Annotated in this window: 25 protein-coding genes and 2 riboswitches; of the genes, 19 read left to right on the forward strand and 6 right to left on the reverse strand. The window is 51.4% G+C overall.

What is annotated here, in order from left to right; translation table 11 throughout:
• Positions 1-525: 525 nt before the first annotated feature.
• The 13 genes from JD108_RS22240 to JD108_RS03545 all read left to right on the forward strand — a co-directional run bounded on the left by JD108_RS22240 (position 526) and on the right by JD108_RS03545 (position 12,248).
• Entirely contained in the window at positions 526-3,030 is a 2,505-nt protein-coding gene (locus JD108_RS22240) for a DEAD/DEAH box helicase family protein (RefSeq protein WP_228728400.1), read from the forward strand.
• Between the two features lie 181 nt (positions 3,031-3,211).
• Positions 3,212-3,496, forward strand: coding sequence for a hypothetical protein (locus JD108_RS03490; RefSeq protein ID WP_144871757.1), 285 nt, complete (start codon positions 3,212-3,214; stop codon positions 3,494-3,496).
• A 49-nt stretch (positions 3,497-3,545) separates the two neighbouring features.
• Positions 3,546-4,496: a DUF3991 and TOPRIM domain-containing protein gene (locus JD108_RS03495; RefSeq protein WP_144871755.1), complete on the forward strand. Its 951-nt coding sequence runs from the start codon at positions 3,546-3,548 to the stop codon at positions 4,494-4,496.
• A gap of 160 nt (positions 4,497-4,656) precedes the next feature.
• The gene (locus JD108_RS03500) at positions 4,657-4,947 is read left to right on the forward strand and encodes a type II toxin-antitoxin system Phd/YefM family antitoxin (protein ID WP_127486748.1); all 291 of its coding nucleotides are present in this window, start codon (positions 4,657-4,659) and stop codon (positions 4,945-4,947) included.
• Positions 4,925-5,242, forward strand: coding sequence for a type II toxin-antitoxin system RelE/ParE family toxin (locus JD108_RS03505; protein WP_054819088.1), 318 nt, complete (start codon positions 4,925-4,927; stop codon positions 5,240-5,242). The genes JD108_RS03500 and JD108_RS03505 overlap by 23 nt, the downstream gene beginning before the upstream one ends.
• Before the next feature lie 301 nt (positions 5,243-5,543).
• The gene (locus JD108_RS03510) at positions 5,544-5,903 is read left to right on the forward strand and encodes a plasmid mobilization protein (protein ID WP_054819116.1); all 360 of its coding nucleotides are present in this window, start codon (positions 5,544-5,546) and stop codon (positions 5,901-5,903) included.
• Between the two features lie 14 nt (positions 5,904-5,917).
• Positions 5,918-7,333: a relaxase/mobilization nuclease domain-containing protein gene (locus JD108_RS03515; protein WP_144878495.1), complete on the forward strand. Its 1,416-nt coding sequence runs from the start codon at positions 5,918-5,920 to the stop codon at positions 7,331-7,333.
• Positions 7,251-8,147: a PcfB family protein gene (locus JD108_RS03520; protein ID WP_144878494.1), complete on the forward strand. Its 897-nt coding sequence runs from the start codon at positions 7,251-7,253 to the stop codon at positions 8,145-8,147. The genes JD108_RS03515 and JD108_RS03520 overlap by 83 nt, the downstream gene beginning before the upstream one ends.
• Positions 8,144-9,049, forward strand: coding sequence for an ArdC-like ssDNA-binding domain-containing protein (locus tag JD108_RS03525; protein ID WP_144933642.1), 906 nt, complete (start codon positions 8,144-8,146; stop codon positions 9,047-9,049). The genes JD108_RS03520 and JD108_RS03525 overlap by 4 nt, the downstream gene beginning before the upstream one ends.
• Before the next feature lie 39 nt (positions 9,050-9,088).
• Positions 9,089-9,280 carry a hypothetical protein gene (locus JD108_RS03530; RefSeq protein WP_054819089.1) on the forward strand — a complete coding sequence of 64 codons (192 nt, stop codon included), beginning with the start codon at positions 9,089-9,091 and terminating at the stop codon, positions 9,278-9,280.
• A gap of 16 nt (positions 9,281-9,296) precedes the next feature.
• On the forward strand, positions 9,297-11,036 hold the full coding sequence (locus tag JD108_RS03535; protein ID WP_228728292.1) for a VirD4-like conjugal transfer protein, CD1115 family: 1,740 nt from the start codon (positions 9,297-9,299) through the stop codon (positions 11,034-11,036).
• Positions 11,036-11,341: a glutamyl-tRNA amidotransferase gene (locus JD108_RS03540; RefSeq protein WP_144871767.1), complete on the forward strand. Its 306-nt coding sequence runs from the start codon at positions 11,036-11,038 to the stop codon at positions 11,339-11,341. The genes JD108_RS03535 and JD108_RS03540 overlap by 1 nt, the downstream gene beginning before the upstream one ends.
• Before the next feature lie 67 nt (positions 11,342-11,408).
• Entirely contained in the window at positions 11,409-12,248 is an 840-nt protein-coding gene (locus JD108_RS03545; RefSeq protein ID WP_198828581.1) for a VirB6/TrbL-like conjugal transfer protein, CD1112 family, read from the forward strand.
• Positions 12,249-12,250: 2 nt separating this feature from the next.
• On the opposite strand, the gene JD108_RS03550 is transcribed toward JD108_RS03545, so the two are convergent.
• Positions 12,251-12,502 carry a helix-turn-helix domain-containing protein gene (locus JD108_RS03550; protein ID WP_054819090.1) on the reverse strand — a complete coding sequence of 84 codons (252 nt, stop codon included), beginning with the start codon at positions 12,500-12,502 and terminating at the stop codon, positions 12,251-12,253.
• 169 nt (positions 12,503-12,671) lie between these two features.
• Between JD108_RS03550 and JD108_RS03555 the strand changes: the two genes are divergently transcribed.
• The 4 genes from JD108_RS03555 to JD108_RS03570 are packed head-to-tail and all read left to right on the forward strand — an operon-like array spanning position 12,672 to position 15,963.
• Complete coding sequence (locus tag JD108_RS03555; protein WP_127486765.1) at positions 12,672-12,857, forward strand: aspartyl-phosphate phosphatase Spo0E family protein; 186 nt, start codon at positions 12,672-12,674, stop codon at positions 12,855-12,857.
• A gap of 29 nt (positions 12,858-12,886) precedes the next feature.
• Positions 12,887-13,243 carry a hypothetical protein gene (locus tag JD108_RS03560; protein WP_144871737.1) on the forward strand — a complete coding sequence of 119 codons (357 nt, stop codon included), beginning with the start codon at positions 12,887-12,889 and terminating at the stop codon, positions 13,241-13,243.
• A 34-nt stretch (positions 13,244-13,277) separates the two neighbouring features.
• Positions 13,278-13,643, forward strand: a complete 366-nt coding sequence (locus tag JD108_RS03565; protein ID WP_198828582.1) for a PrgI family protein — start codon at positions 13,278-13,280, stop codon at positions 13,641-13,643.
• Entirely contained in the window at positions 13,636-15,963 is a 2,328-nt protein-coding gene (locus tag JD108_RS03570) for a VirB4-like conjugal transfer ATPase, CD1110 family (RefSeq protein ID WP_198828583.1), read from the forward strand. The genes JD108_RS03565 and JD108_RS03570 overlap by 8 nt, the downstream gene beginning before the upstream one ends.
• Positions 15,964-16,164: 201 nt before the next feature.
• On the opposite strand, the gene JD108_RS03575 is transcribed toward JD108_RS03570, so the two are convergent.
• From JD108_RS03575 to JD108_RS03595, 5 genes are all read right to left on the reverse strand, one after another.
• Positions 16,165-17,418: an aspartate kinase gene (locus JD108_RS03575; protein ID WP_198829973.1), complete on the reverse strand. Its 1,254-nt coding sequence runs from the start codon at positions 17,416-17,418 to the stop codon at positions 16,165-16,167.
• 81 nt (positions 17,419-17,499) lie between these two features.
• On the reverse strand, positions 17,500-17,805 hold the full coding sequence (locus tag JD108_RS03580) for a Na-translocating system protein MpsC family protein (RefSeq protein ID WP_161655355.1): 306 nt from the start codon (positions 17,803-17,805) through the stop codon (positions 17,500-17,502).
• A 68-nt stretch (positions 17,806-17,873) separates the two neighbouring features.
• Positions 17,874-18,338 carry a hypothetical protein gene (locus tag JD108_RS03585; RefSeq protein WP_061575815.1) on the reverse strand — a complete coding sequence of 155 codons (465 nt, stop codon included), beginning with the start codon at positions 18,336-18,338 and terminating at the stop codon, positions 17,874-17,876.
• Between the two features lie 113 nt (positions 18,339-18,451).
• Positions 18,452-18,610, reverse strand: a riboswitch (cyclic di-AMP (ydaO/yuaA leader).
• Between the two features lie 207 nt (positions 18,611-18,817).
• Positions 18,818-19,519: a response regulator gene (locus JD108_RS03590; RefSeq protein WP_120460066.1), complete on the reverse strand. Its 702-nt coding sequence runs from the start codon at positions 19,517-19,519 to the stop codon at positions 18,818-18,820.
• Positions 19,506-21,074: an ATP-binding protein gene (locus JD108_RS03595; protein WP_120117236.1), complete on the reverse strand. Its 1,569-nt coding sequence runs from the start codon at positions 21,072-21,074 to the stop codon at positions 19,506-19,508. The genes JD108_RS03590 and JD108_RS03595 overlap by 14 nt, the downstream gene beginning before the upstream one ends.
• A 560-nt stretch (positions 21,075-21,634) precedes the next feature.
• Positions 21,635-21,796: riboswitch (cyclic di-AMP (ydaO/yuaA leader) on the forward strand.
• A gap of 111 nt (positions 21,797-21,907) precedes the next feature.
• On the opposite strand from JD108_RS03595, the gene JD108_RS03600 reads away from it, so the two are divergent.
• Positions 21,908-22,315, forward strand: a complete 408-nt coding sequence (locus JD108_RS03600; protein WP_198828584.1) for a hypothetical protein — start codon at positions 21,908-21,910, stop codon at positions 22,313-22,315.
• A gap of 161 nt (positions 22,316-22,476) precedes the next feature.
• Positions 22,477-22,554 carry a potassium-transporting ATPase subunit F gene (locus JD108_RS22755; RefSeq protein ID WP_080612102.1) on the forward strand — a complete coding sequence of 26 codons (78 nt, stop codon included), beginning with the start codon at positions 22,477-22,479 and terminating at the stop codon, positions 22,552-22,554.
• Positions 22,555-22,556: the final 2 nt, after the last annotated feature.

Raw genomic sequence — 22,556 nt, forward strand, 5'->3', positions numbered from 1 at the left:
GAAAACGTCAAAGCGCTTGAAGCGGTGCAGCCGAAAGACCTGGACGCCGCCGAAATCGATGTCCGCTTGGGCGCAACCTGGCTCCCGCCGGAAGACATTCGGCAATTTCTGTTTGAACTGGTGGACACGCCGCCGATGTACCAGACCTACATCAATGTCATGTATTCCGAATATACGGCTGCCTGGAACGTCAAAGGCAAAAGCGATGACCGCAGCAACAATATCAAGGCGAACGTCACGTACGGCACCAACCGCGTTAATGCGTATAAAATTCTTGAAGATACGCTGAATTTGCGGGACGTGCGCGTATTTGACACTGTGTATGAGGACGGCGTGGAAAAGCGTGTGCTGAACAAGCAGGAAACGGCCATCGCTCAGCAAAAGCAGGAGATGATGAAAGAAGCGTTCCGCGACTGGATATGGCGAGATCCGCAGCGGCGTGAACGGCTGACAAGGCTGTACAATGACCGGTTCAATGCCATCCGTCCTCGCGAGTACGACGGCAGTCATATCCGATTCACCGGGATGAACCCGGAAATCCGGCTCCGCCAGCACCAGGTCAATGCGGTTGCCCGGGCGCTGTACGGCGGCAACTCCCTTTTCGCGCATTGTGTCGGTGCAGGTAAAACCTTCGCGATGACCGCCGCGGCGATGGAGAGCAAGCATTTGGGGCTGTGCAACAAGAGCATGCTGGTCGTTCCGAACCATCTGACCGAACAGTGGGCGGCGGAGTTTTTGCAGCTATATCCGTCGGCGAATATTCTGGTGGCGACCAAGAAGGACTTTGAAACGAAAAACCGCAAAACGTTTTGCGCGCGGATTGCCACCGGCGATTATGATGCGATCATCATTGGCCATTCGCAGTTTGAGAAAATTCCGATTTCGACGGAGCGGCAGCGGCAGCAACTGTACGAACAGATTTCGGAGATTACAAGCGGCATCCGGGAACTCAAGGAAGCCAGAGGCGAACGCTATGCGATCAAGCAGCTTGAAAAAACGAAAAAGACGCTACAAACCAAGCTGGAGAAGCTGAACGACACCAGCCGGAAGGATGATGTCGTCACCTTTGAGGAACTGGGCGTAGACCGGCTATTCGTGGACGAAGCCGATTCGTACAAAAACCTGTTTCTTTACACGAAAATGCGCAATGTGGCCGGACTGTCGCAAACCGAAGCGCAGAAGTCGTCGGACATGTTTGCCAAATGCCGCTATCTGGACGAACTGACCGGAGGCCGGGGTATCATCTTTGCGACGGGTACGCCGATCTCCAACTCCATCACTGAGATGTATACGATGCAGCGCTATTTGCAATACGAGCGGCTCAAGCGGCAAGGATTGCAGCATTTCGACGCCTGGGCGTCCACGTTCGGGGAAACCGTCACCGCCATCGAATTGGCTCCGGAAGGAACGGGCTATCGGGCGAAAACCCGGTTTGCCCGTTTTTACAATTTGCCGGAACTGATGAATATGTTCAAAGAAGTGGCCGATATCCAGACGGCTGACATGCTCCAGCTTCCCGTGCCGAAAGCCCACTTCCATAATGTGGCCGTGCCGCCGAGCGACTTTCAGCGCGATATGGTCGCGGATCTTGCCCGCCGCGCCGAGCGGGTGCGGGCGAAGGAAGTAGAGCCGCATGAGGACAATATGCTGACGATCACCAATGACGGACGCAAACTGGCGCTCGATCAGCGGCTGGCTAATCCCCTGCTTCCCGACGACGAAGGCAGCAAAGTCAGCGCCTGCGCGGACAATGTCTTCCGGTATTGGGAGGAACATCAGGAGACGCGGTTGACCCAGTTGGTGTTTTGCGATTTGTCCATTCCGAAACAGGATGGTACCTTCAATGTGTACGACGAGCTGCGGCGCAAGCTGATGGAGAAAGGTGTCCCGGCTGACGAAATCGCCTTTATTCACGACGCTAATACCGAGATCAAGAAAAAGGAATTGTTCGCCAAAGTACGCAGCGGACAGGTTCGGATACTGCTTGGATCGACATTCAAAATGGGCGCGGGAACGAATGTACAAACGAAGCTGATTGCGCTTCATGATCTCGATTGCCCTTGGCGCCCGCGCGACCTGGAGCAGCGAAGCGGACGCATTATCCGGCAAGGCAATGAGAATAGCGAGGTACACATTTTTCGGTATGTGACGGAGAACACGTTCGACGCTTATTTGTATCAGACGCTGGAGAATAAGCAGCGCTTTATCTCGCAAATCATGACCAGTAAATCGCCGGTACGTTCTGCTGAGGATATCGATGAAGCAGCCCTTTCTTATGCCGAAGTCAAGGCGCTGGCAACCGGTAATCCGTATATCAAAGAGAAGATGGACCTGGATATCCAGGTTTCCAAGCTTAAGCTGCTCAAGGCTAATCACTTGAGCCAACGCTACGCATTGGAGGATCGGTTGCTGAAAGTATTGCCGCAACAAGTCAAATCTACAGAAGATCGAATTGCCGGGTATGAACAGGATGTCGCTCTATATCTGCGTTCCAAATCGGCTATGCCGGAGGGAACGGATGAATCCAAGTTCCCAGGTATGGTCATTAAGGATTTTACCTACACGGAGAGAGCGGCAGCAGGCGCGGCCTTGCTGGAGGCGTGCAAGGGAATGACTTCATCCGAGCCGCAGGAGGCGGGCAGTTATCTCGGTTTTTCCCTATGGTTATCCTTTGACAGCTTCCATAAAGAATACAAGGCGACCCTGCGCGGCGCATTGGGCCATACCGTCTCGCTAGGGATGGATGCAGGCGGCAACATCACCCGGTTGAACAATATGTTGGCGGATTTGCCAGCCAAACTGGAACATAGCCGCCAGCAACTCTCCACGCTGCTCCAGCAGATGGAAACAGCGAAGGAACAAGTCGAAGCTCCTTTCGAGAAAGAACAGGAGCTGCTAACGAAATCGGCGCGACTCGCGGAACTGAATGCCCTGCTTAATATGGATAAGCGGGAGAATGAAGCCGTGGACAGCGTTCCGGACGAAGAACCGGAAGCGCCCGAACGGCGAGTGGTGGGCCGTGAGCGATAACGGTCTGACACCGCCGTTCCTACCCCTGAAAGGGAACTTCATGCTGACCATTACGGAAAAGAACATGGTATCGGTGCGAGCATTTCACAGGTCGAAGATAGCTCACTTGTTAAAGTTATAAATCACATGATGAATTGGACTCCGGTTTTGGGGTCCTTTTCTCATTTCCGGAGGAATGAACATGTTGTATGCCATCCCAACCGGCGGATGCTTTTGTCCGATTCTGCCGCCTTTTTGTTACGGAACCGGCTTGATCGAGGAGGGAGAAACCGTGCCATCATTGGAGTTGATATCCAAAGAGAAGAACGGATTTGGCGACACGTATTATTACATCCGCGACTCAAACGGGGTGACCAATCAAGTTTATGAAGGCGATTTAGACGCATTCATGAAAAAGAATGGCGTTACGAAGTTGAAGGAAGGCAGAGCTTATCTGTACCCCAAAAAGCGGGGTAAGGCACGATGAACAATATACCCATCGGACGCTGCTTGGATTTCCAAAAGGAGCTACGGCAATGAGCTACGTAAACAAGGAACAGATCGAACGTGCCAAAAGACTGGATCTGCTCACATATTTGCAAATGTACGAGCCTGCGGAACTGGTACGTTGCTCCCGCAATGTCTACACCACCCGGACACATGACAGCTTGAAAATTTCCAACGGAAAATGGTACTGGTGGTCAAGGGGGATCGGCGGACGTTCGGCGCTGGACTATTTGATCAAAGTGCGGGGCATGTCTTTTCCCAATGCGGTGCTGCAAATTGAAGGCGTTCATCCGGGCAGCGCACCTGCATTTTCGCAATTTTTGCAACAACGCTCTTCTCCAGCGCGGTTTGAGCTTCCCGAACCGAATCGTACATCGCATCGCGTCATGGCCTATCTCAGCAAACGTGGTATCCATCGCACGTTGATCGACTACTGTCTGGAAACGGGAAGGTTGTATGAAAGCCGCCGTTACCACAACGCGGTATTCGTCGGTTTTGACCAAGATGGGACGCCGCGCTATGCGGCGATACGCGGTACGACAAGCACCCGCTATATGGGGGAAGCTGCTGGCAGCGACAAGCGGTATTCGTTTTCTATTCCGGCCTCGGAAAACAGTACGGAATTGCATCTGTTTGAGAGCGCTATTGATCTTTTGTCTTATTGTACGCTGGAACATCTCGTTGGCCGGAATTGGCGGCAGGCGCATAAGCTTTCATTAGCCGGAATATGTAGGCCCAAAACAAATGGGGAGGACTCTACTCCTCCGGCTGCTTTAACGCATTACTTGCAGTGCTTTCCCCAGGTGAATCGACTTGTCCTGCACCTGGACAATGATGAACCGGGGCGATTGGCGGCAGCCACGATAAAGAGGCTCTTCTCCCCCACTCTTCTTATATTTGATGAGCCGCCTAAGTTCGGAAAGGATGTAAACAACGAATTGATGGAATTCCGGCGAAGACGCGGTGAACCATCCCGATAGCGGTAGACGCTGAACGGTCAATGTCTTTTTGGGGTTGCGAAATTTTTCACAGCATGTGGATAAAATGTGAATAGGTTGAGGATAAGCGCAACCGCATTGATTGTATAGCATGTAATAGGTATAATAAAATCAATATACAGCTATGCAAGGAGTGACCAAGATGATTATCAAACCTTCCGCCAGTATCCGGCAAAACTATAATGAAATCGCCGATCTATGCAAATCTTCCGGGGAACCGGTTTATCTGACCAAGAACGGTGAAGGCGATCTCGTCGTGATGGACATTGAGACGTTCTCCCGTCGCGAGAAGATGTTAAAGCTGCGCGAAGAACTGCTCGCTGTGCAAGAGGATCGTTTGGCTGGCCGTGCTGGTGTGACGCCGGATGAACTGGACGCTTACCTGGAGGGCATTATTGACGAGGTCCAACATGGAAAAGATGCCCCGTTATAAGATCGTCGTTTCCGATCGCGCCCGCCAAATGCTGGCGGTTCATGTGCGATTTCTTGCGGAGAAAAGTCCGGATGCGGCGCGGAAAACGAAAAACGAATTGCTGCATGCGATACGTTCCTTAGCGCAAATGCCGGAACGTTATCCTTTTCTCGAAGCGGAATTTATCCCGTCAAACAAGTATCACAAGATGTTCGTGGATAAGTGGTATCTGGTGTTGTATCAGATTCAGGATGAAATCGTGTATGTCGATTTCATTGTAGACTGCCGCCAGGATTACCGCTGGTTGGTGCGATAATAAAAAAGTATTGCGGAAGACGCCGGAGCGAATCGGCGTCTTTTTGTGTTTTTGGGGTCCTCTCTTGTTCCCGGCAGGTGGATTGATGGCAGCGCGAGACGAATGTCTTGCGTTGCAGCAAGCACTGAATTTGGTCTCCCAAATTCGGCTTGTTAGGGGCAGGCCCCTAATACCCCACATCTAAACAACACGCTGTTTTTCAAGAATAAAGGTTGCAACAATGAACGGTATTTTTCAGAGACGGCAGAAGCCATTTAGCATTTTTATTAAGACCATTCTTTTGAAGAAAGAAGCGAAAGCGATGAGAAAACGAGGGATTCGCATTCAGGTATGGGTGAACAATGAAGAAGACGCAAGACTCCAAACCAATGCGAAAAAATCCGGACTTTCACGGGAAGGTTATCTCCGTTCCTTGATCAATGGCTATATCCCGAAGGCGCTGCCGCCACCGGATTATTACGCGATGATGCGCCAGCTTCACGCCATTGGCAACAATCTTAATCAACTGGCGGCGAAAGCACATGCGACAGGCCATCTGGATCGGGCCACTTTTCAGCGGGAGGCCGATCAGTTGCGCCGCGCCGTCCAACAGATTCAACAGGCCGTGACTGCGCCGGAACGAAGAACCGAGCAAGCGACTCCAAATGTGCATCCGCCGTAAAGGGGGCGTCACATATGGCGACGACGGCAATATGGGATGTCACCGACCGATTGAAGCGCGTGATTGATTACGCCACCAATCCCGACAAAACAGCGCAAGATCGCGCCGAGAAGAATGAAGGTTTGCGGCAGGTGCTGGAATATGCAAAAGCGGATGCCAAAACGGAAAGGCAGCTTTATGTGAGCGGCATCAATTGCGACCCGCTCACTGCATACGAGCAAATGCAGCGCACCAAGCGGCAGTTTCAAAAGACGGAAGGCATTGTGGCTTTTCACGGGTATCAGGCGTTTGCGCCGGGCGAAGCTACGCCGGAGATCGCGCATGCCATCGGCGTCAAGCTGGCGCAGGAGCTATGGGGAGATCGCTTTGAAGTCGTGGTATCGACCCATCTGGACAAGGAGCATTTGCACAATCACTTCGTGCTCAACTCCGTTTCCTTTATAGACGGCAGACGGTATTACGACAACAAAGCCTCCTACGCACTTCTGCGGAGAACATCCGACCGGTTATGCCGGGAACATGCATTGTCAGTAATTGAGCAGCCCGAGCCGGGCAAGGCCAAGCACTACGGAGAATGGAAAGCGGATCAGGAAGGCAAGCCGACTTGGCGAGGATTGATTCGGACCGATGTGGATCAGGCGATTGCGGCATCCATGACGTGGACCCAGTTTATCGCTGCTTTGCAGAAGCAGGGTTATGAAGTGAAAACGACCGTGAAGCATATGGCGGTGCGTCCACCCGGAAAGGAACGTTTCGTTCGTTTGCGCAGCTTGGGGGACGACTATACGGAAGATGCTCTGAAAAAGCGGATTTTGCGAAACCGCATTCCCCGTAAACCACAGCCTTTGTCAATGCCACGAAGCAGGCGCGCCGTTTGCAAAGGAACGCTTCGATCCGGCAGGAAGTTCAGCGGCTTGCAAGCATTGTACCTGCGCTATTTATATGAGATGGGCATATTGCCTCATTTTCGCGCGTCCGTGAGAAGGACGCATTTTTTATTGCGTGAAGACTTGCGGCATTTGGCGGTTATTACCGCGCAGACCAAGCTGCTCTGTCAGCACCGTATTTCCAGCAAGGATCAGCTTTTGGACTATGTATCTGTCACCCGGCAAGAGATGCGCTCGCTTTACGGCGAACGCAAAGCGCTATACAACCGCCTCCGCCGCTGCAAGGAGAAAAGCCAGATCGTCGCTTACAAAGAGCAAATAGCCGTACTATCCAAGCGGCTTGCCACGCTCCGAAAGGAGGTGAAGCTGTGTGCGGGCATCCTTGCCCGATCCGGTGAAATGATGACTAAACTACATGGCGACAAGCAAAATCAACCATTACGAAGGGAGGATTCCATCCATGAGCAGTGGAGCCGAGGCGGCCGATCAGGTCGTCAACATGAGTCTGCGGGGTATCGAGGTAATGGCCAAGATTTCCGGTGAAGGCGCTAAGCATCTGGCCGCCTATTTGTTTGCCGCCCTGCAAGGGCAGAAGCGGACGAAGGGCAGCATCCGTCTGGAAAGCTTGCTTCGCAGCGGCAAGGAATTGAAAGTATTTGCCGTCAAAAACGAAGACTTGCCCACGTTCTGCAAGGAGGCCAAACGTTACGGCGTCCTGTACTGTGCCCTGCGGGACAAAAAGAATGTCGATGGGTTATGCGACGTGATGGTACGGGCCGAGGACGCGTCCAAAATCAATCGCATTGTCGAGCGCTTCAAACTGGCGACCGTGGATACGGCCAGCATTAAAAGCGAAATTGAGAAATCCCGCGCCGGGAATCAGCAGGACCAATCAACATCCGGGCAACACCGGCAACAAGCACCGGACCAAACCCGTCAGCAGATGGAGGAACAAAGAGCGGCGGTCAAGGGAACTTCTGCGGAGAAGAGCACCAACGATTTTTTGGACGAACTGATGCAGAGGCCCGAATCGGCGCAGCCAACTTCCCCGGCGAACGGCAACCCAAACCCCACGATGGCGACGACGGAGCCGCCCCATCCGTTCGAGCCTACCTCCGGGCGCAGCGAAGCATCCGCAAGGGGTACGATTGAACAGAAAGCCGAGACCGTGCAGCGGTGGCCATCGATCCGTGAACTGCTGCGCGAGATTCGGGAAGAAAATAGGAGAGCGGAGAAAGAGCGGCGTCAGTTGGTCAAGGAACCGTCGCTGACCCAACGAAGCGAGCGAAATGCCGGTAAAGCGAAGACGGGGAAAACCAAATCCAACGGATCTCGAAAGCGAGGGAAAGCCAAATGAACAATCTGGACGATTTATTCCGTCAGGATGCAGCCAGTCGATCATCCACGAATCCGTCCGAGCAACCGTTTGACAAGGAAGCCTGGGCACAAAAAAAGCAGGAACTTAGGCAATGGACTTATGAGACGATTGATGCCGCGACATCCTCCATTGCGCAAAGCGGCGATGAGTTTCAGCGTTATCTGGATGTGCAGAGCCGTTTCGATCGCTACAGCGTATCCAATGCGCTTCTGATTCTCGCGCAGCGGCCGGAGGCGACCCGCATCGCCGATTTTGATACATGGAAAGAACAAGGCGTATTTATTCGTCGCAAGGAAACCGGCTTTTACATTTTGGAGCCGGGTGAGGAGTACCGGAGGGAAGACGGCAGCACCGGCATTAGCTATAACCCCAAAAAGATGTTCGACATCGCACAAACGACGGCCAGCCAAAAGAGGGAACAGCCGACTTACCCGGACGACCGGATGCGTATCAAAGCGCTGGTGGATCGCGCCCCCGTCCCGATCGTCATTAACGATGCGCTGCCGCCGGAAATGCATGCACTATACCAGCCGGACACGAGAAATATTGTCATCCGCCGCGGCCTGGATGCCGGGGATATTTTCCGGTCGCTCGCGCAGGAGCTGGCGCATGCGGAACTGGATCGCGGCGATGGCCGATACAGCCGTTCCGATTTTACGTTCCATGCATATTGCGCCTCTTACATGCTGTGCAAACAGTTCGGCGTGGACACGTCTTCCTTTCGCTTCCATCGTATGCAGGAGAAGTTGAAGGACATCGAGCCGCAGCAAGTTCGCGCCGAACTGACGGTGATGAAGGATGCCGCACACGACATGGCCCGCAGGATGAACCGGATGCTGGCGCAGCAGCGGCAACAACTACGGACGGAACCGGCAAGGTAAGCGCCGTCAAGTTCTATTTTGCTTAGGGAGGGAGCGCCTGTGAAGGAAGAAGAACGGATTTTATGTTTGGATCATTACGAGCATGGCATTGTGGTGCATGCGCTGAATGCGCTGCGAAACGATTTGATCGGCGAGAAGCGCCCCACCGATGCCGTCGATGATCTGTTGCTCAAAACAATTGACGCTCCTTATCAAAAACATAAACGCCGGAGCCATCATGAGGCGCGTTGAAACCGCAAGGAGTCATTTGATACTCTTTGCGATTTTTTTGATTCCCGTCGTTTGGGCGGCATTGCTCACCGCCCCTTCTCTTTCCAGCGGGCTTCCGGCGATGGTGGAGCATCTCAGCGTGGCGATCCACCGCCCCTTTGACATCCGATGGGTGGACGATACGCCGCGCTGTCTGCTCTTTTTTACGCTGGCCTATGGACTCGGCGTCGGCGTCTATCTGGCCTCCCCGCGAAACTATCGACGACGGGAGGAGCATGGCAGCGCCCGTTGGGGCCGGGCGAAAACCATATGCGCCAAATATAGCAGTAAAGAGTCGAAACAAAACAAAATTTTAACCAAGCAGGTGTGCATCGGTCTGGACGGTCGCAAGCACCGGAGAAACTTGAATGTGCTTGTCGTAGGCGGTTCCGGATCCGGCAAAACAAGGTTTTATGCCAAACCGAACGTCATGCAGGCGCACACGTCGTTCGTCGTTCTCGACCCTAAAGGCGAAATCTTGCGGGATACCGGCCATCTGCTCAAGGCCAAAGGATATGACATCAAGGTGCTCGACCTGATCAATCCCCATCGTTCTCATGGCTATAACCCTTTCGCCTATTTGAAGGACGACAAGGACGTATTGAAACTGGTCACGAACCTGATTCGCAATACGACGCCGAAAGGCAGCAACACGAACGACCCGTTCTGGGAACGATCCGAAACGGCGTTGCTGGAGGCGCTCGTTTTGTATTTGCTTTATGAAGCGCCGCCGGAGGAACAGAATTTTCCGATGGTGATGGAGATGATCGCCGCAGCCGAAGTGCGGGAAGAAGACGAAACCTACCAGAGTCCGCTGGACGAGTTGTTTGAACGGCTGGCCATGCGCGACCCGGAGCATTTGGCGGTCAAACAGTACAACATCTTCAAGCTGGCGGCGGGGAAAACGGCCAAATCGATTTTGATCGGCCTCGGCGTTCGGCTGGAGAAGTTCAACTTGCATTCGATCGCCGGGATGAGCCTGGTCGATGAAATGGAATTGGCTGTCATGGGAGAAAAGAAGACGGCGCTGTTTGCCGTCATTCCCGACAACGACAGCAGTTTCAACTTCATCGTCGGGATGCTCTACACCCAGCTTTTCCAATGCCTGATGTATGAGGCCGACTACCGGCACGGCGGACGCTTGCCGGTGCACGTGCATTTCGTGATGGACGAATTCGCCAACGTTGCCTTGCCCGATGAATTCGACAAGCTGCTCTCCACCATGCGCAGCCGCGAGATTTCGGTTTCCATCATCCTGCAAAATTTGGCGCAGCTCAAAGCGCTGTATAAGGAGTCGTGGGAATCGATCGTGGGGAACTGCGACGTGTTTTTGTACCTGGGCGGCAATGAACAATCCACCCACAAATACGTCTCGGAGCTGCTAGGCAAGGAAACGATCGACACGAACACATACGGCCAAAGCAAGGGCCGCAGCGGCAGTTATTCGATCAACTATCAGTTGTCCGGCCGCGACTTGCTTACGCCCGATGAGGTGCGGCTTCTCGATAACCGCTATGCCCTGCTCTTTATTCGCGGCGAGCGTCCTGTTCAAGACGACAAATACGATTTGCTCAGGCATCCCCATGTCGCGCTCACGACGGATGGCAAAGGTCCTCCCTTCCAGCATGGCGGCACGGAACACGCTTTGGATTGGCGAACCGTGACGCTTGATGAAAACGGAGAGTATGAGCTTCTATCGGAAGAAGACATGGAGTCGCTATTTTTACGAAGGGAATGATGAAATTGAAAATCAAAAGGAAACGGCTGCTGGCGCTGTACATCATGCTGATGTTAACGGGAACCGTATTCGTCTCTACCGCTTATGCCGAGGGCGATCCGATGACGACGGTCAATAATTTGTCCACTTTCATATTCGGCTTAATCCGGGCCATCGGCATGATCATACTCGGCTTCGGCATTGTCCAGATCGGATTGTCGCTCAAGTCTCACGATCCTTCCCAGCGAGCGAACGGGTTCCTGACGCTCGCCGGCGGGATTATCATTACTTTCACGAAGGAAATTCTTACCCTGATTGCCGGATAAACGGGAGTCGCAAATGAGGGGAACGGACGGTTTGTCCGTTCCCCGTCTACAGAAAAGGGGTGAGAATATGGCCAAAAACAGTTGGATTATTGACAATCTCGAACATGCGCTCGATACGTGGAACGAGAAAATGAACGAAATCTGGCAGCTTGTCACCGAGTCGCCGGCCGACTTCAAGGGCGGCGGCGTTTGGCGCGTCATTACCGACATTCACGGCGCGTTGCAGGCGACGGGATTGGCGCTACTGGTCTTGTTTTTTGTGATTGGCGTGGTGAAAACGACCGGCAGTTTCGCCGAAATGAAAAAGCCGGAGATGGCCGTCAAGCTGTTTATTCGCTTTGTCCTGGCCAAAGCGGTCGTCACCTACGGGCTGGAGCTCATGATGGCGCTGTTTACCATTGTTCAGGGAATCATCTCCACGATGATGGGACGTTCCGGGTTTGGAAAGACGGAGGCCATGACCTTGCCGAACACCATTGCAAAAGCGATTGAAGACGTCGGCTTTTGGCAAAGCATTCCGCTGTGGGTCGTCTCCCTTTTGGGCAGTCTGTTCATCATGGTGTTGTCTTTTGTGATGATACTCTCGGTGTACGGACGGTTTTTTCGCATCTATTTATATACGGCCATCGCTCCCGTTCCGCTATCCGCCTTTGCCGGGGAGCCGAGCCAAAATATCGGCAAATCGTTTCTCAAAGGGTATGCAGCCGCTTGTCTGGAGGGAGCGATTATCGTACTCGCCTGCATCATCTACTCCGCCTTTGCCTCCGCTCCCCCGGCGGTCGATGAAGGCGCAGGCGCGGTTACGATGGTGTGGACGTACATTGGCGAGTTGATTTTCAACATGCTGGTACTCGTGGGGACGGTCAAAATGGCGGACCGGGTGGTGAGGGAGATGATGGGGCTGTAGCTTCATTCCGATTCTTCGCCTAACAATTCCCGGACGGAAACATCCAGCGCTTTGGCAATCGCAACGACTTCGTAGTCTTGGACAAGCCGATACTGCCCTTCCAGACGCGAAAGACTGGTAGGACTGATGTCGAGACCAGCCGTTTGCAGTCTGGCGAGAAACTCCTTTTGTTTCATCCCCTTTGCCTTGCGGATGGCAACGACTCTCACGCCGATTATATTTTTGTCGCCTGGCGGTTCTTTTCGATGTTTCATTTGTATGCACCTCACATTACAAGCAAAATTGTACGTGAGTGCATCATTGTTTTAATGCGAATATCGCATTAAAATGAAATAAACCGATTTTCGCAATAAAATGTAGAGATACTCTATCATTTAGACAGCCAGGAACGCCGATCTAATGAAGACGCTGGGAGGCCGACCGATGACACGTTTGCTTGGTCAATTGGAGGAGGAAAGAAGGAAGTTGAACGAACTCGGGAAAAAATCTCTTGATCAGGGAATTCCTCTGTTCGAGAATGAGGCGGTTCAGGCTCAAAGCCGGAAGGTGGACGAATGGATCGTCCAGTGGCTTCAAAGGAAGTCCGGACGAGAGCATCAGCTGCGCTAGATCGCATTCGCACAAGGAGGGGGATGTCAATGGAGTTTCCGTTATGGTTTCAAAATGCGATCCAGCGGCGGCTGGACCACGTTTCAGCTCGGATCGAACGCCATCCCGAGTTGCGCAGATGTCGCGATGAAGAGGGATCGGCTTTTCAAGCGATGTTTTCCGGCGTGGAGATGACGCAGTTGCCGGCGTTTATGGAATGGGAGGACAAACAACATTTCACAAGGGCATTAGAGAATGAACGCTTGTATTTACAGGGGATGAGAGACGGCGCTCAGCTTGTATTTGCGCTTTTGGCCGATCCCCTTCCATCCGGCGATGAGTTGTTGGCAAGATCGAAAAAGACAGAGCCAACAACGGTTAAATCGGAGGATGGGGCCGAGCTGTAGACCATAGCGAGCATCGTTAATGGGAGGACTTCAAATGGAAGTGAAAATCAACCGGGAAATCCGGGATTATACGGAAAGCTTATTCTTTGGACTGTCCTTGCGGCAGTTCTTTTTTTCTGTGCTGGCTGTCGGCGTGGCGATCGTCCTTTATTTTGGACTGCGCGGACGCTTTGGTTTGGAAACGCTCAGTTGGATGTGCATTATGGGGGCCGCGCCTTGCGCAGCCTTGGGTTTCATCAACTATCACGGCATGACGGCCGAGCAGTTGCTTTGGGCGTATGTGAAGTCGGAATTTCTGCTGCCAAGGCGATTCGTCTTCTATTCGACCAATATTTATGTTGAAGCGCTGAAAAAGAGCATGCAGTATCATGAGCAGGAAAGGATGAAGCGCCGTGATTAAAACGCTCAGACGCATCATCAAGCAGGACAAGGAACGATTTGTTATCCCGAAAGGCGTTCAGCAAGTCATCCCGATTCGCGCCCTTTGGCCGGACGGGATTTTTTTTGTCGGCAACAAGTTCTCCAAATCGTATCGGTTCGAGGACATCAACTACGCCGTAGCGTCCAGGGAAGACAAGGAAGCGATGTTTTTGTCTTATTCCGAGCTGCTCAATTCCCTTGACAGCGGAGCGACCACGAAGATCACGATCCATAACCGGCGTATGAATCGGACCGATTTTGAAAGCTCGATTCTGATTCCGCTTCGGCAAGACCATCTTGATGTGTACCGGCAAGAGTACAACGAGATGTTGCTCGCAAAGGCCATCGGCGCGAACGGAACGATTCAGGAAAAGTACGTTACCATTTCTGTCGCCAAGAAAAATGTGGAGGAAGCCCGCCAATACTTCGCGAGGGTCGGAACCGAATTGATGTCGCATTTTTCCCGTCTCGGTTCCAAATGTATCGAACTGGATGCAACCGACCGTCTGCGCATTTTCCATGATTTCTTTCGGATTGGCGAGGAAGCGGATTTTCGTTTCCATCTGTCCGAAACAATGCGCAAGGGGCATGATTTCAAGGATTACATTTGCCCGGATACGTTCGAGTTTGAAAAAGATCATTTTCGGATGGGCCACTTTTTTGGCCGCGTCATCTTTCTGCGGGAATACGCCAGCTATATTAAGGACAGCATGGTGTCCGAGCTTTGCGACCTGAACCGGAATTTGCTGCTGTCGCTGGATATCATCCCGATTCCGACCGACGAGGCCGTTCGTGAGGTGGAGAGCCGTTTGCTCGGCGTGGAGACAAACATTACCAACTGGCAGCGGCGACAAAACCGGAACAACAATTTTTCTGCCGTGGTCCCTTACGATATGGAGCAGCAACGCAAGGAGAGCAAAGAATTTCTGAACGACTTGACCACCCGCGACCAGCGGATGATGTTCGGCCTGCTGACGATGGTCCATATCGCGGACAGCAAGGAGCAGCTCGACAGCGATACGGAGGCGCTGCTCACAACCGCCCGCAAGCATTTGTGCCAGTTTTCCACGCTTACCTACCAGCAAATGGACGGTCTGAATACGGTGCTCCCCTACGGCTTGCGGAAGGTTCACGCTTTGCGGACGTTAACGACGGAAAGCACGGCTGTCTTTATTCCGTTTCGGGCGCAGGAAATCGTGCATCCGGGCGGCATTTACTACGGACAAAATGTGATCAGCAAAAACATGATTATTGCCAACCGCAAGCAACTGTTGAACGGAAACAGCTTTATCCTCGGCGTATCCGGTTCCGGCAAAAGCTTTACCGCGAAACGGGAAATCGTCAACCAGATGCTGGCCAGCGACGACGATATTATTTTGATCGACCCGGAACGGGAATACTCCGCACTGGTGAACGCATTGGGCGGCGAGACGATTCATATATCCGCCACTTCGCCCAACCATATCAATGCGATGGATATGAATCGTCAATATGGCGATGGAGCCAATCCGATCATTCTCAAATCGGAATTCGTCCTCTCGTTATGCGAGCAGTTGATTGGCGAATATCAACTGGGAGCGAAGGAAAAGTCGCTCATTGACCGCTGCACCGCCAGCGTGTACAGGAAGTATTTGCAGAGCAACTATAAGGGGCAGCCGCCGACGCTTCAGGACTTTCGCGCGGAGCTGCTCAAGCAATCGGAGCCGGAAGCGCAGGACATCGCGCTTGCGATTGAACTTTTTACTTCTGGCAGTTTGAATACGTTCGCCAAGCCGACCAATGTCAATGTCCATAACCGGCTCATCTGCTACGACATTCTCGACTTGGGCAAACAGCTCCTCCCGATTGGCATGCTTGTTGTTTTGGACAGCATCCTGAATCGGATTACACAAAATCGGGTTAAAGGCAAAAATACGTTTATCATTATTGACGAAATCTATCTTTTGTTTCAGCATGAATACAGCGCCAACTTTCTGTTCACGCTTTGGAAGCGCGTCCGAAAGTATGGCGCTTTTTGTACGGGAATTACGCAAAACGTGGATGATTTGCTGCAAAGCCATACGGCCCGGACTATGCTGGCGAACAGCGAATTTATCGTCATGCTGAATCAGGCCAGCACCGATCGGATGGAGCTTGCCGGGCTTCTCAATATTTCGGACCTGCAACTCTCCTATATTACCAATGTTGACGCCGGGAATGGATTGATGAAGGTAGGCAGTTCCCTTGTGCCGTTTACCGACAAGTTCCCGCGGAACACGAAACTGTATCGCCTGATGACGACGAAGCCTGGGGATCATTAACAAACAACAGTAAGCGATTGGTCTTAACCGAGAACAATCGCTTACTTTTTTAAATTGTTTTTCATTTTCCGGTTTAAACACTCTTGTAAAACTCACTGCCAATGGTGCTACTCTTTCTAAGTGGTTTAGGTTTTCGAATGTACCGCTAATTTCTAGTGTTAATTGAACTAAGATACAGCGTGTTTTTCCGTTGAGTAACATTCATTCATTACTTACGTCCGTTACAAAGACATATTCGTGCTCGTCGAGTCCAAACACGGTATGCAGGGATCGAATAACTTCATGGAGCCTTCTCCCTTCGATTACGCACGAAATTTTAATTTCAGACGTGCTGACCGTGTAAATGCTAACGCCGGTTTCGGCAATGGTATGAAACATCGTCGCTGCAAGACCAGGGGAACTGACATTTCCCGCCCCGACGATAGATACTTTCACCAAATCGGAGTGGGTTTCCAAGTTTTTGAAACCAACATCTGCCTGGATGTGATAAAGCACACTTTTTGCCTTCTCCAGATCGGCGAGGCTAACGGTAAAGGACAGGTCAGCCTTGCCATTCCTTATTCCGCCTTGAACGATAAGATCGACATCAATGTCGTCATTCGCAAGCGAATTAAAAACCGCAGCGAGTCGGCTTGGGTTTGTAGGCATATCCAATAAGCTTACATGCGCAATAGGCTTGTCGAACGCGATGCCACGAACCACGATTCCTTGTTCCATATCCGTTTCCTCCTTTACTTGCGTACCTTCATGGTTCGTAAAGCTGGATCGAACGACCAACTTCACTTTATTTTGTTTGGCACATTCCACCGCACGGGGGTGAAGAACCGCCGCTCCGAGATGAGCCATTTCCAACATTTCGTCGTAAGAGATTTCCTTCAGTTTTCTGGCCTGCTTGACGATGCGCGGATCGGTTGAATAAACACCGTCCACATCCGTGTATATTTCGCACAAATCTGCCCGGATCGCTGCTGCAAGCGCGACAGCCGTCGTGTCGGAGCCCCCGCGTCCAAGCGTCGTAATCTCGCCATTCTCTGTCACTCCTTGGAAACCGGCTATAATGACAATGCGCCCCTGATATAGCGCATTCATTATTCGATCTGCCTGAATGTCGATAATCCGTGCCTTCCCGTGGTTGGCTTCTGTACGAATGCCGGCTTGCCAGCCGGTTAAAGAGACCGCTTGTTCGCCCAGGGCGTGCAGCGCCATCGACAACAGGGCAACCGAAACTTGTTCTCCTGTACTGAGCAGCATGTCCATTTCACGCGCTGAAGGGGTTGCCTCCGCGATTTCTTTGGACAACTCGATCAAATCGTCCGTCGTATCTCCCATTGCGGAGACCACCACGACGCACTGATGGCCTTCCTGCCTTCGGTCCGCTATCCGACGCGCAACGCGCTTTATCCGTTTGGCGTCGCCTACGGAACTGCCGCCATATTTCATCACCAATAATGACAACATTATCTCTCCCGATTATGAATTCGAATACTGTTCCACTTAACTGACGGACAGGCCTTGGAATAAAACGTCTCTTCAAACCTAATCATGCATATACTTGTGCTCGATATCGCAATCCAGATGAATCAGCTCCATTTTTTCCCCGGTGCCGATGCAAATGTCGGATTGAATGGAAGTGACGCGGCAACCGACAATTGCAGCCACTTTAGGTTTCAACAGCGCTTGCAATCGGTCGCGATCCATTTCGACTATCGTCTGATGAATGCTTCTGCCGCGTATGGTATGGACAGAGATGGAATGCTCAATTGTTGGAGTTCCTTTGGCAATGATCACGATATGGTTTTTAATGACTCTTACTTCCACCTCCTGCGGATGTTCACCGATCATTGCAAGTAGGCCTCTTTCAGTTGATTTACAAGCTCCTGCACCATGCATTTCTCCTTTCCGTTACGAGATCAGAATGAGACGTAAGATTCGGCATGTTCCATGATATATTGTTGTTTTATCGGAAAATCACCGTGATGTGGCAAAAGAAAAGGGGTCTCGAGAGTGGATGACAAGTCCATCAACGCCGATTCGGCCAACTCTTTTCGAATCCTTCCCCAATTCTCTTCTTTACCCTGTAGCAATTGAAAGGCTTGGGCAATGTTAAGACCTTTCAGATTCATATATACGGATGCCCATCCGACGAGGTCGAACGGTTTTTTCGTATTAGGCAATCGGTATTCTCCCCAACCGCTAAACCCGTTGCCGGATAGTTTCAGATATCCGCACACGCTACCTTTTTCGTTTTCGAAAAATAAACGCCGGGTCAACTCTTGATCGAAGCGAAATACTTCGATGGAACGGATTCTCTCCTCATACCGAAAACCGGGCGATTCAAGACCCGGCAGTGGATCCGCTTCTTGCACGTGTAACATGCTTGCCACTCTCCCTAAATGTTTTTTTGGGTACGACAAAAAGCCCGAAGAGCAGAGAAACGAAGCTCTCGGGCAGTCTGTTGTCAGTCCATCAGACAAACGCAGCTCGGATACGGTTCTCTCTCAATGCGCTTACGAGGTTAGCTGTCGGGTTAGGGCTTGAGAGTACCCTTTCCAAGTGCCAAGCAGACAAGGAATTCACCCCGTGAAACCATTTAATGGCTTCTGTTGGTTCCCCCGTTTCCCCTTAGGGAATTCAGCGATTCAAATGAATTTGAAGTTGTTGATAGAGATCATACGCTTTTTGCAAGACAATGTAAAAGCCGAATCCAACGCCTATTTTTGATTTTTAGCCTTTTCTCGTGCGCGAAAACGGATGCATCGGACAAAAACTTACGGAGACGGCAATATTTCTACACGAAGGTCCCGTTCTTACGTTTTTGAACGGAGGATGGACGTAGCCGAGGTAAGCGACTCTGTTACTCCCTGGACAGGAAGCGATAGCCGATCCCCGGCTCCGTCAGAATGAACTTGGGCCGAGTCGAGTCTTCCTCGAGTTTTTTGCGTAGATGTCCGATGTACACCCGCAAATAATGGCTGTCGGTCTCATTGTGGTGGCTGCCCCATACTTGTTGGAGCAGCTGACGCTGCGTGACTACTTTCCCGGCGTTGGAGGCGAGAATTTTCAACAGATCGTATTCTGTTGGGGTCAACTTGATCCGTTCTCCCTTCAACTCCACGCTTCGCTGTGCCAGGTCGATGGTCAGCTCGCCGATCTGGAGGATGGGCTCATTCGACGATTTGGCTACGTGCCGCAGCGCAACACGCATTCGAGCGACGAGCTCTCCCATCCCGAACGGCTTGGTTACATAATCATCGGCGCCGCTGTCGAGCGCGACGATTTTATCTTCCTCCCTGTCTTTTGCCGTCAGCACAATGATCGGCGAATTTGACCATTCCCGGATGCGGCCGAGCACTTCCATGCCGGATATGCCCGGCAACCCGAGATCAAGTATGATCAAGTCCGGCAACATCAAGGATGCCTGTTGGAGGCCCTCCTCTCCTGTCGAGGCTTCGTAGATGGCATATTGATGGGCTTGCAGGGTTACCTTCAGAAGCTTTCGAATTTGGGGTTCATCATCGATGATCAAAATGCGAGCCCCATGTTCATTCATGGTCATGATTCGTGGTTCCCCTTTCTTCAGCTGCTGCAAGCAAGTCGTCTTGCTTGTTTAAGGGAAGGGTTATCGTTACAATGGTCCCTCGCGGTTCCTTCGGCTGCGCCGATATCGTTCCTTCATGAAGCTCGACGATTCCTTTGCATATGGCAAGTCCCAATCCCGTACCGGTTATTTGCTTCGCAGCGGTTGAACGGTAAAACTTTTCGAATATCCGATCGTATTCGTCCTCGTTCAGTCCAATCCCCGTATCGGAGACCGAGATGACAACGCCTGCTTCCCCGGTTTTCACTGACAGGACGATTTCACTATAATCCGGACTGTATTTGATCGCATTGCTCACGACATTGACCAACATTTGCTCTAGCAATACTTCGTCACCCAGGACCATAATGGGCCCGTCATCCGGCAACTCGGTGCGCAGCTTTCGATGTTGTTGAAAGTCTTTGACCTGAGATAACGTGACGCCGATCAAGTCCTCCACATCGCACCAGTTTTTCCTGAGGCGCAGCATCCCGCTCTCCAGCTGCACCATGCTGAGCAGATTCGTCACTAGGCGATTCATACGAAGGGCGTCGTCACGAATCGTGACAAGAAGCTCCATTCGATCCTCTGCAGAGAAAATATGCCCGCCCTCGATCAGACCGGTTGCCGAGCCGATGATGGTTGCCAAAGGGGTGCGTAGTTCATGGGAGACCGAATCCAAAATTGCAGTACGAAGGCGTTCCGACTCTGCTGTTAGATGAGCAATTCGGGCTTCCTCCGCCAGCCTGAGGCGAGCGATTGCGCTGGCCGCCAAGCCTCCGAGAGCCTCGAAGAGCCGCTTTTGCTCGGTTGTGATCCCGGTTCGCGCTTCATTCGGATAGAGCGCGATGATACCATATGTGCGGTCTTCGGTCCGAAGCGGAATAAAATAACCCGGAGATTCGTTCAAACGCGAAATTTCCATTCCGGCCGTCTCGACGTGCTCAAACACTCGCTTTGCGATAGACATTTCCGTATTCTCTTGCCTGCAGTCAGGAAGATCGGCAGACTCATGGGCAAGTTTCAGGGTATTCTGGTCATCCGCCAAATAGATCGCGATTTCTGTGTCAAGGGTCTGCGAAACTTGTCGGGAAAAATTGTCCAGCATGGAATGGATGTCCGCGATCGCGCTCATCTGCTTGCTAAGCGCGTACAACGCAGCTGTGTGAGCTTCCCTTTGCTTGGAAAAGAGGACCTGCTGCTTCAGCTTGGCCGCTAGGCTGGCCGTTAATGCTGCCACCGCCAAATAGACGCCAAATGAAACCAGATAGCGCAAGTCTGATACGGTAAAGCTCAGTACAGGAGGCACGAAGAAGAAATCAAAGGCTAAGACACCCAGGATCGCCGCGTAGAAAGCAGGACGCAGTCCCCCGAAGACGGCATTGAAAAGAACCGGGAGTAAATAGATAAGAGCAATATTGACCAAGTCAAAAGCAAGACCAAACGGTTTTAATACCATGGTCATGAGAGCGATCAGCAAAGTCGTGCTTACGTACGATCGCAACGAAATCCATACCGCATTCCATTTATGCATAGCAAAACACATCCTGCTCTTTTTTGTGTCTCTCCTCTCTAGGTTACTGTAAAAAAAGAGTAAAATAAACCGGTACTGGGCGTAAAAATTTCGTAAAAATGATTGAAAAACCTCAAAATAATGAGTAAATACGAGAAAAATGAAGATCTTCTGCCAGGGTCATGAATTCCCAAACATAAAGCACTCTTTTTAAGCGGATATACAATATGCTTCACTTTACAGTTTTTTTGTCTCGGAGTAACATACGTCCATGAATTGAATTGTTTTTCATTTACAGTTGCTTAATTGTGACTCAGGAACAAGAGGGAACCAACTACGGATCAGTGCTTGTGTGAGAGCAAGTCAACCGGATCCGTAAGGGATGAATTCCCCCGCTTATACGAAGCTTAAGCAGGGGCAGGGCGACTCTCACCGCCCGAATCCATAAGCAAAACTCGTAAATGCGGAAGCAGCTCTTTTCAAAAGTGTGGCCCTTGTAGAGAGAGGATGATGAAGCTTGTGATCGTAAGTTTCGACCACAGTGCTTATGCCTCTGTGGTGTTTCGTGAACATGATAATCATCGTTTCAATCGCTGAATTCTTCAATTAACACGAAGGAGCGGGGGAACCAATCGAAGCCGGTCTTGTCGGCTTCATGGGGTGAATCGCCGGTAAATCCGGCGTAGGGCGACTCTTACGCCCGAATCCGACAGCTAACCTCGTAAGCGTCTTTAAGAGAGGCAACAATTGTCGTGATTAGACACGGTGTTTTTTCGTGCCTAAGAAGCTGACGAAGAGTTCCTCTTCCGAAAGCTTCTTTTTTGTTGCCTGTACCAGGATGGAGGAGATTGGCTATGGAAGCTCAAGATGAGTTTGTACTCGTCTCTGCGCCCAACAAAACCGGGGAGCAGTTTATTAAAGCGTTGCGAATCAAAGGAATAACTTATGCAGCGATTACCAATCATGAAACAGAGAAGTCGAGATTGACACATTTGGGCGTCAAGCACATCTTAATGGTCGATACTGTAGACCGGGAAACCTGGCTCATTCCAGAGTTACCGGTAGGGAAGGTGTACTTGTTTGAGTCAAGTTTGCCCTTGATTTGCCGATACATTCAGATCTGCCGATCCTGGACAGGCAAGCCGATCTATATCATCACCGGCAGCAACAATGCAAGACTCATCTACAAAGGACTTGGCGCTAGCTATGTCATTTACACCCGCAGCGATGATGTTTCGTTTCTGCTTGATAACGAAAGCTGAATCCATATCAGGCAAACGTACCGGGTACATGCTTGAAGGGAGGGATGATCATTCATGATGGATATCGCAATGATTTTAACACTAGGTGGCGTATATGGATTGTTTTGCTTATTTTTAGCTTGGTGCGGACGAGTTGCAGGTGAATCGGGGGGAGAACGCTCATGATAATAGTTGCTGTTTTTACGGTTTTGATTTTTTTATATCTCGTTTTTGCTTTGGTGAATCCCGAAAAATTTTAATA

Source organism: Brevibacillus composti, assembly GCF_016406105.1.
Classification (GTDB): Bacteria; Bacillota; Bacilli; order Brevibacillales; family Brevibacillaceae; genus Brevibacillus; species Brevibacillus composti.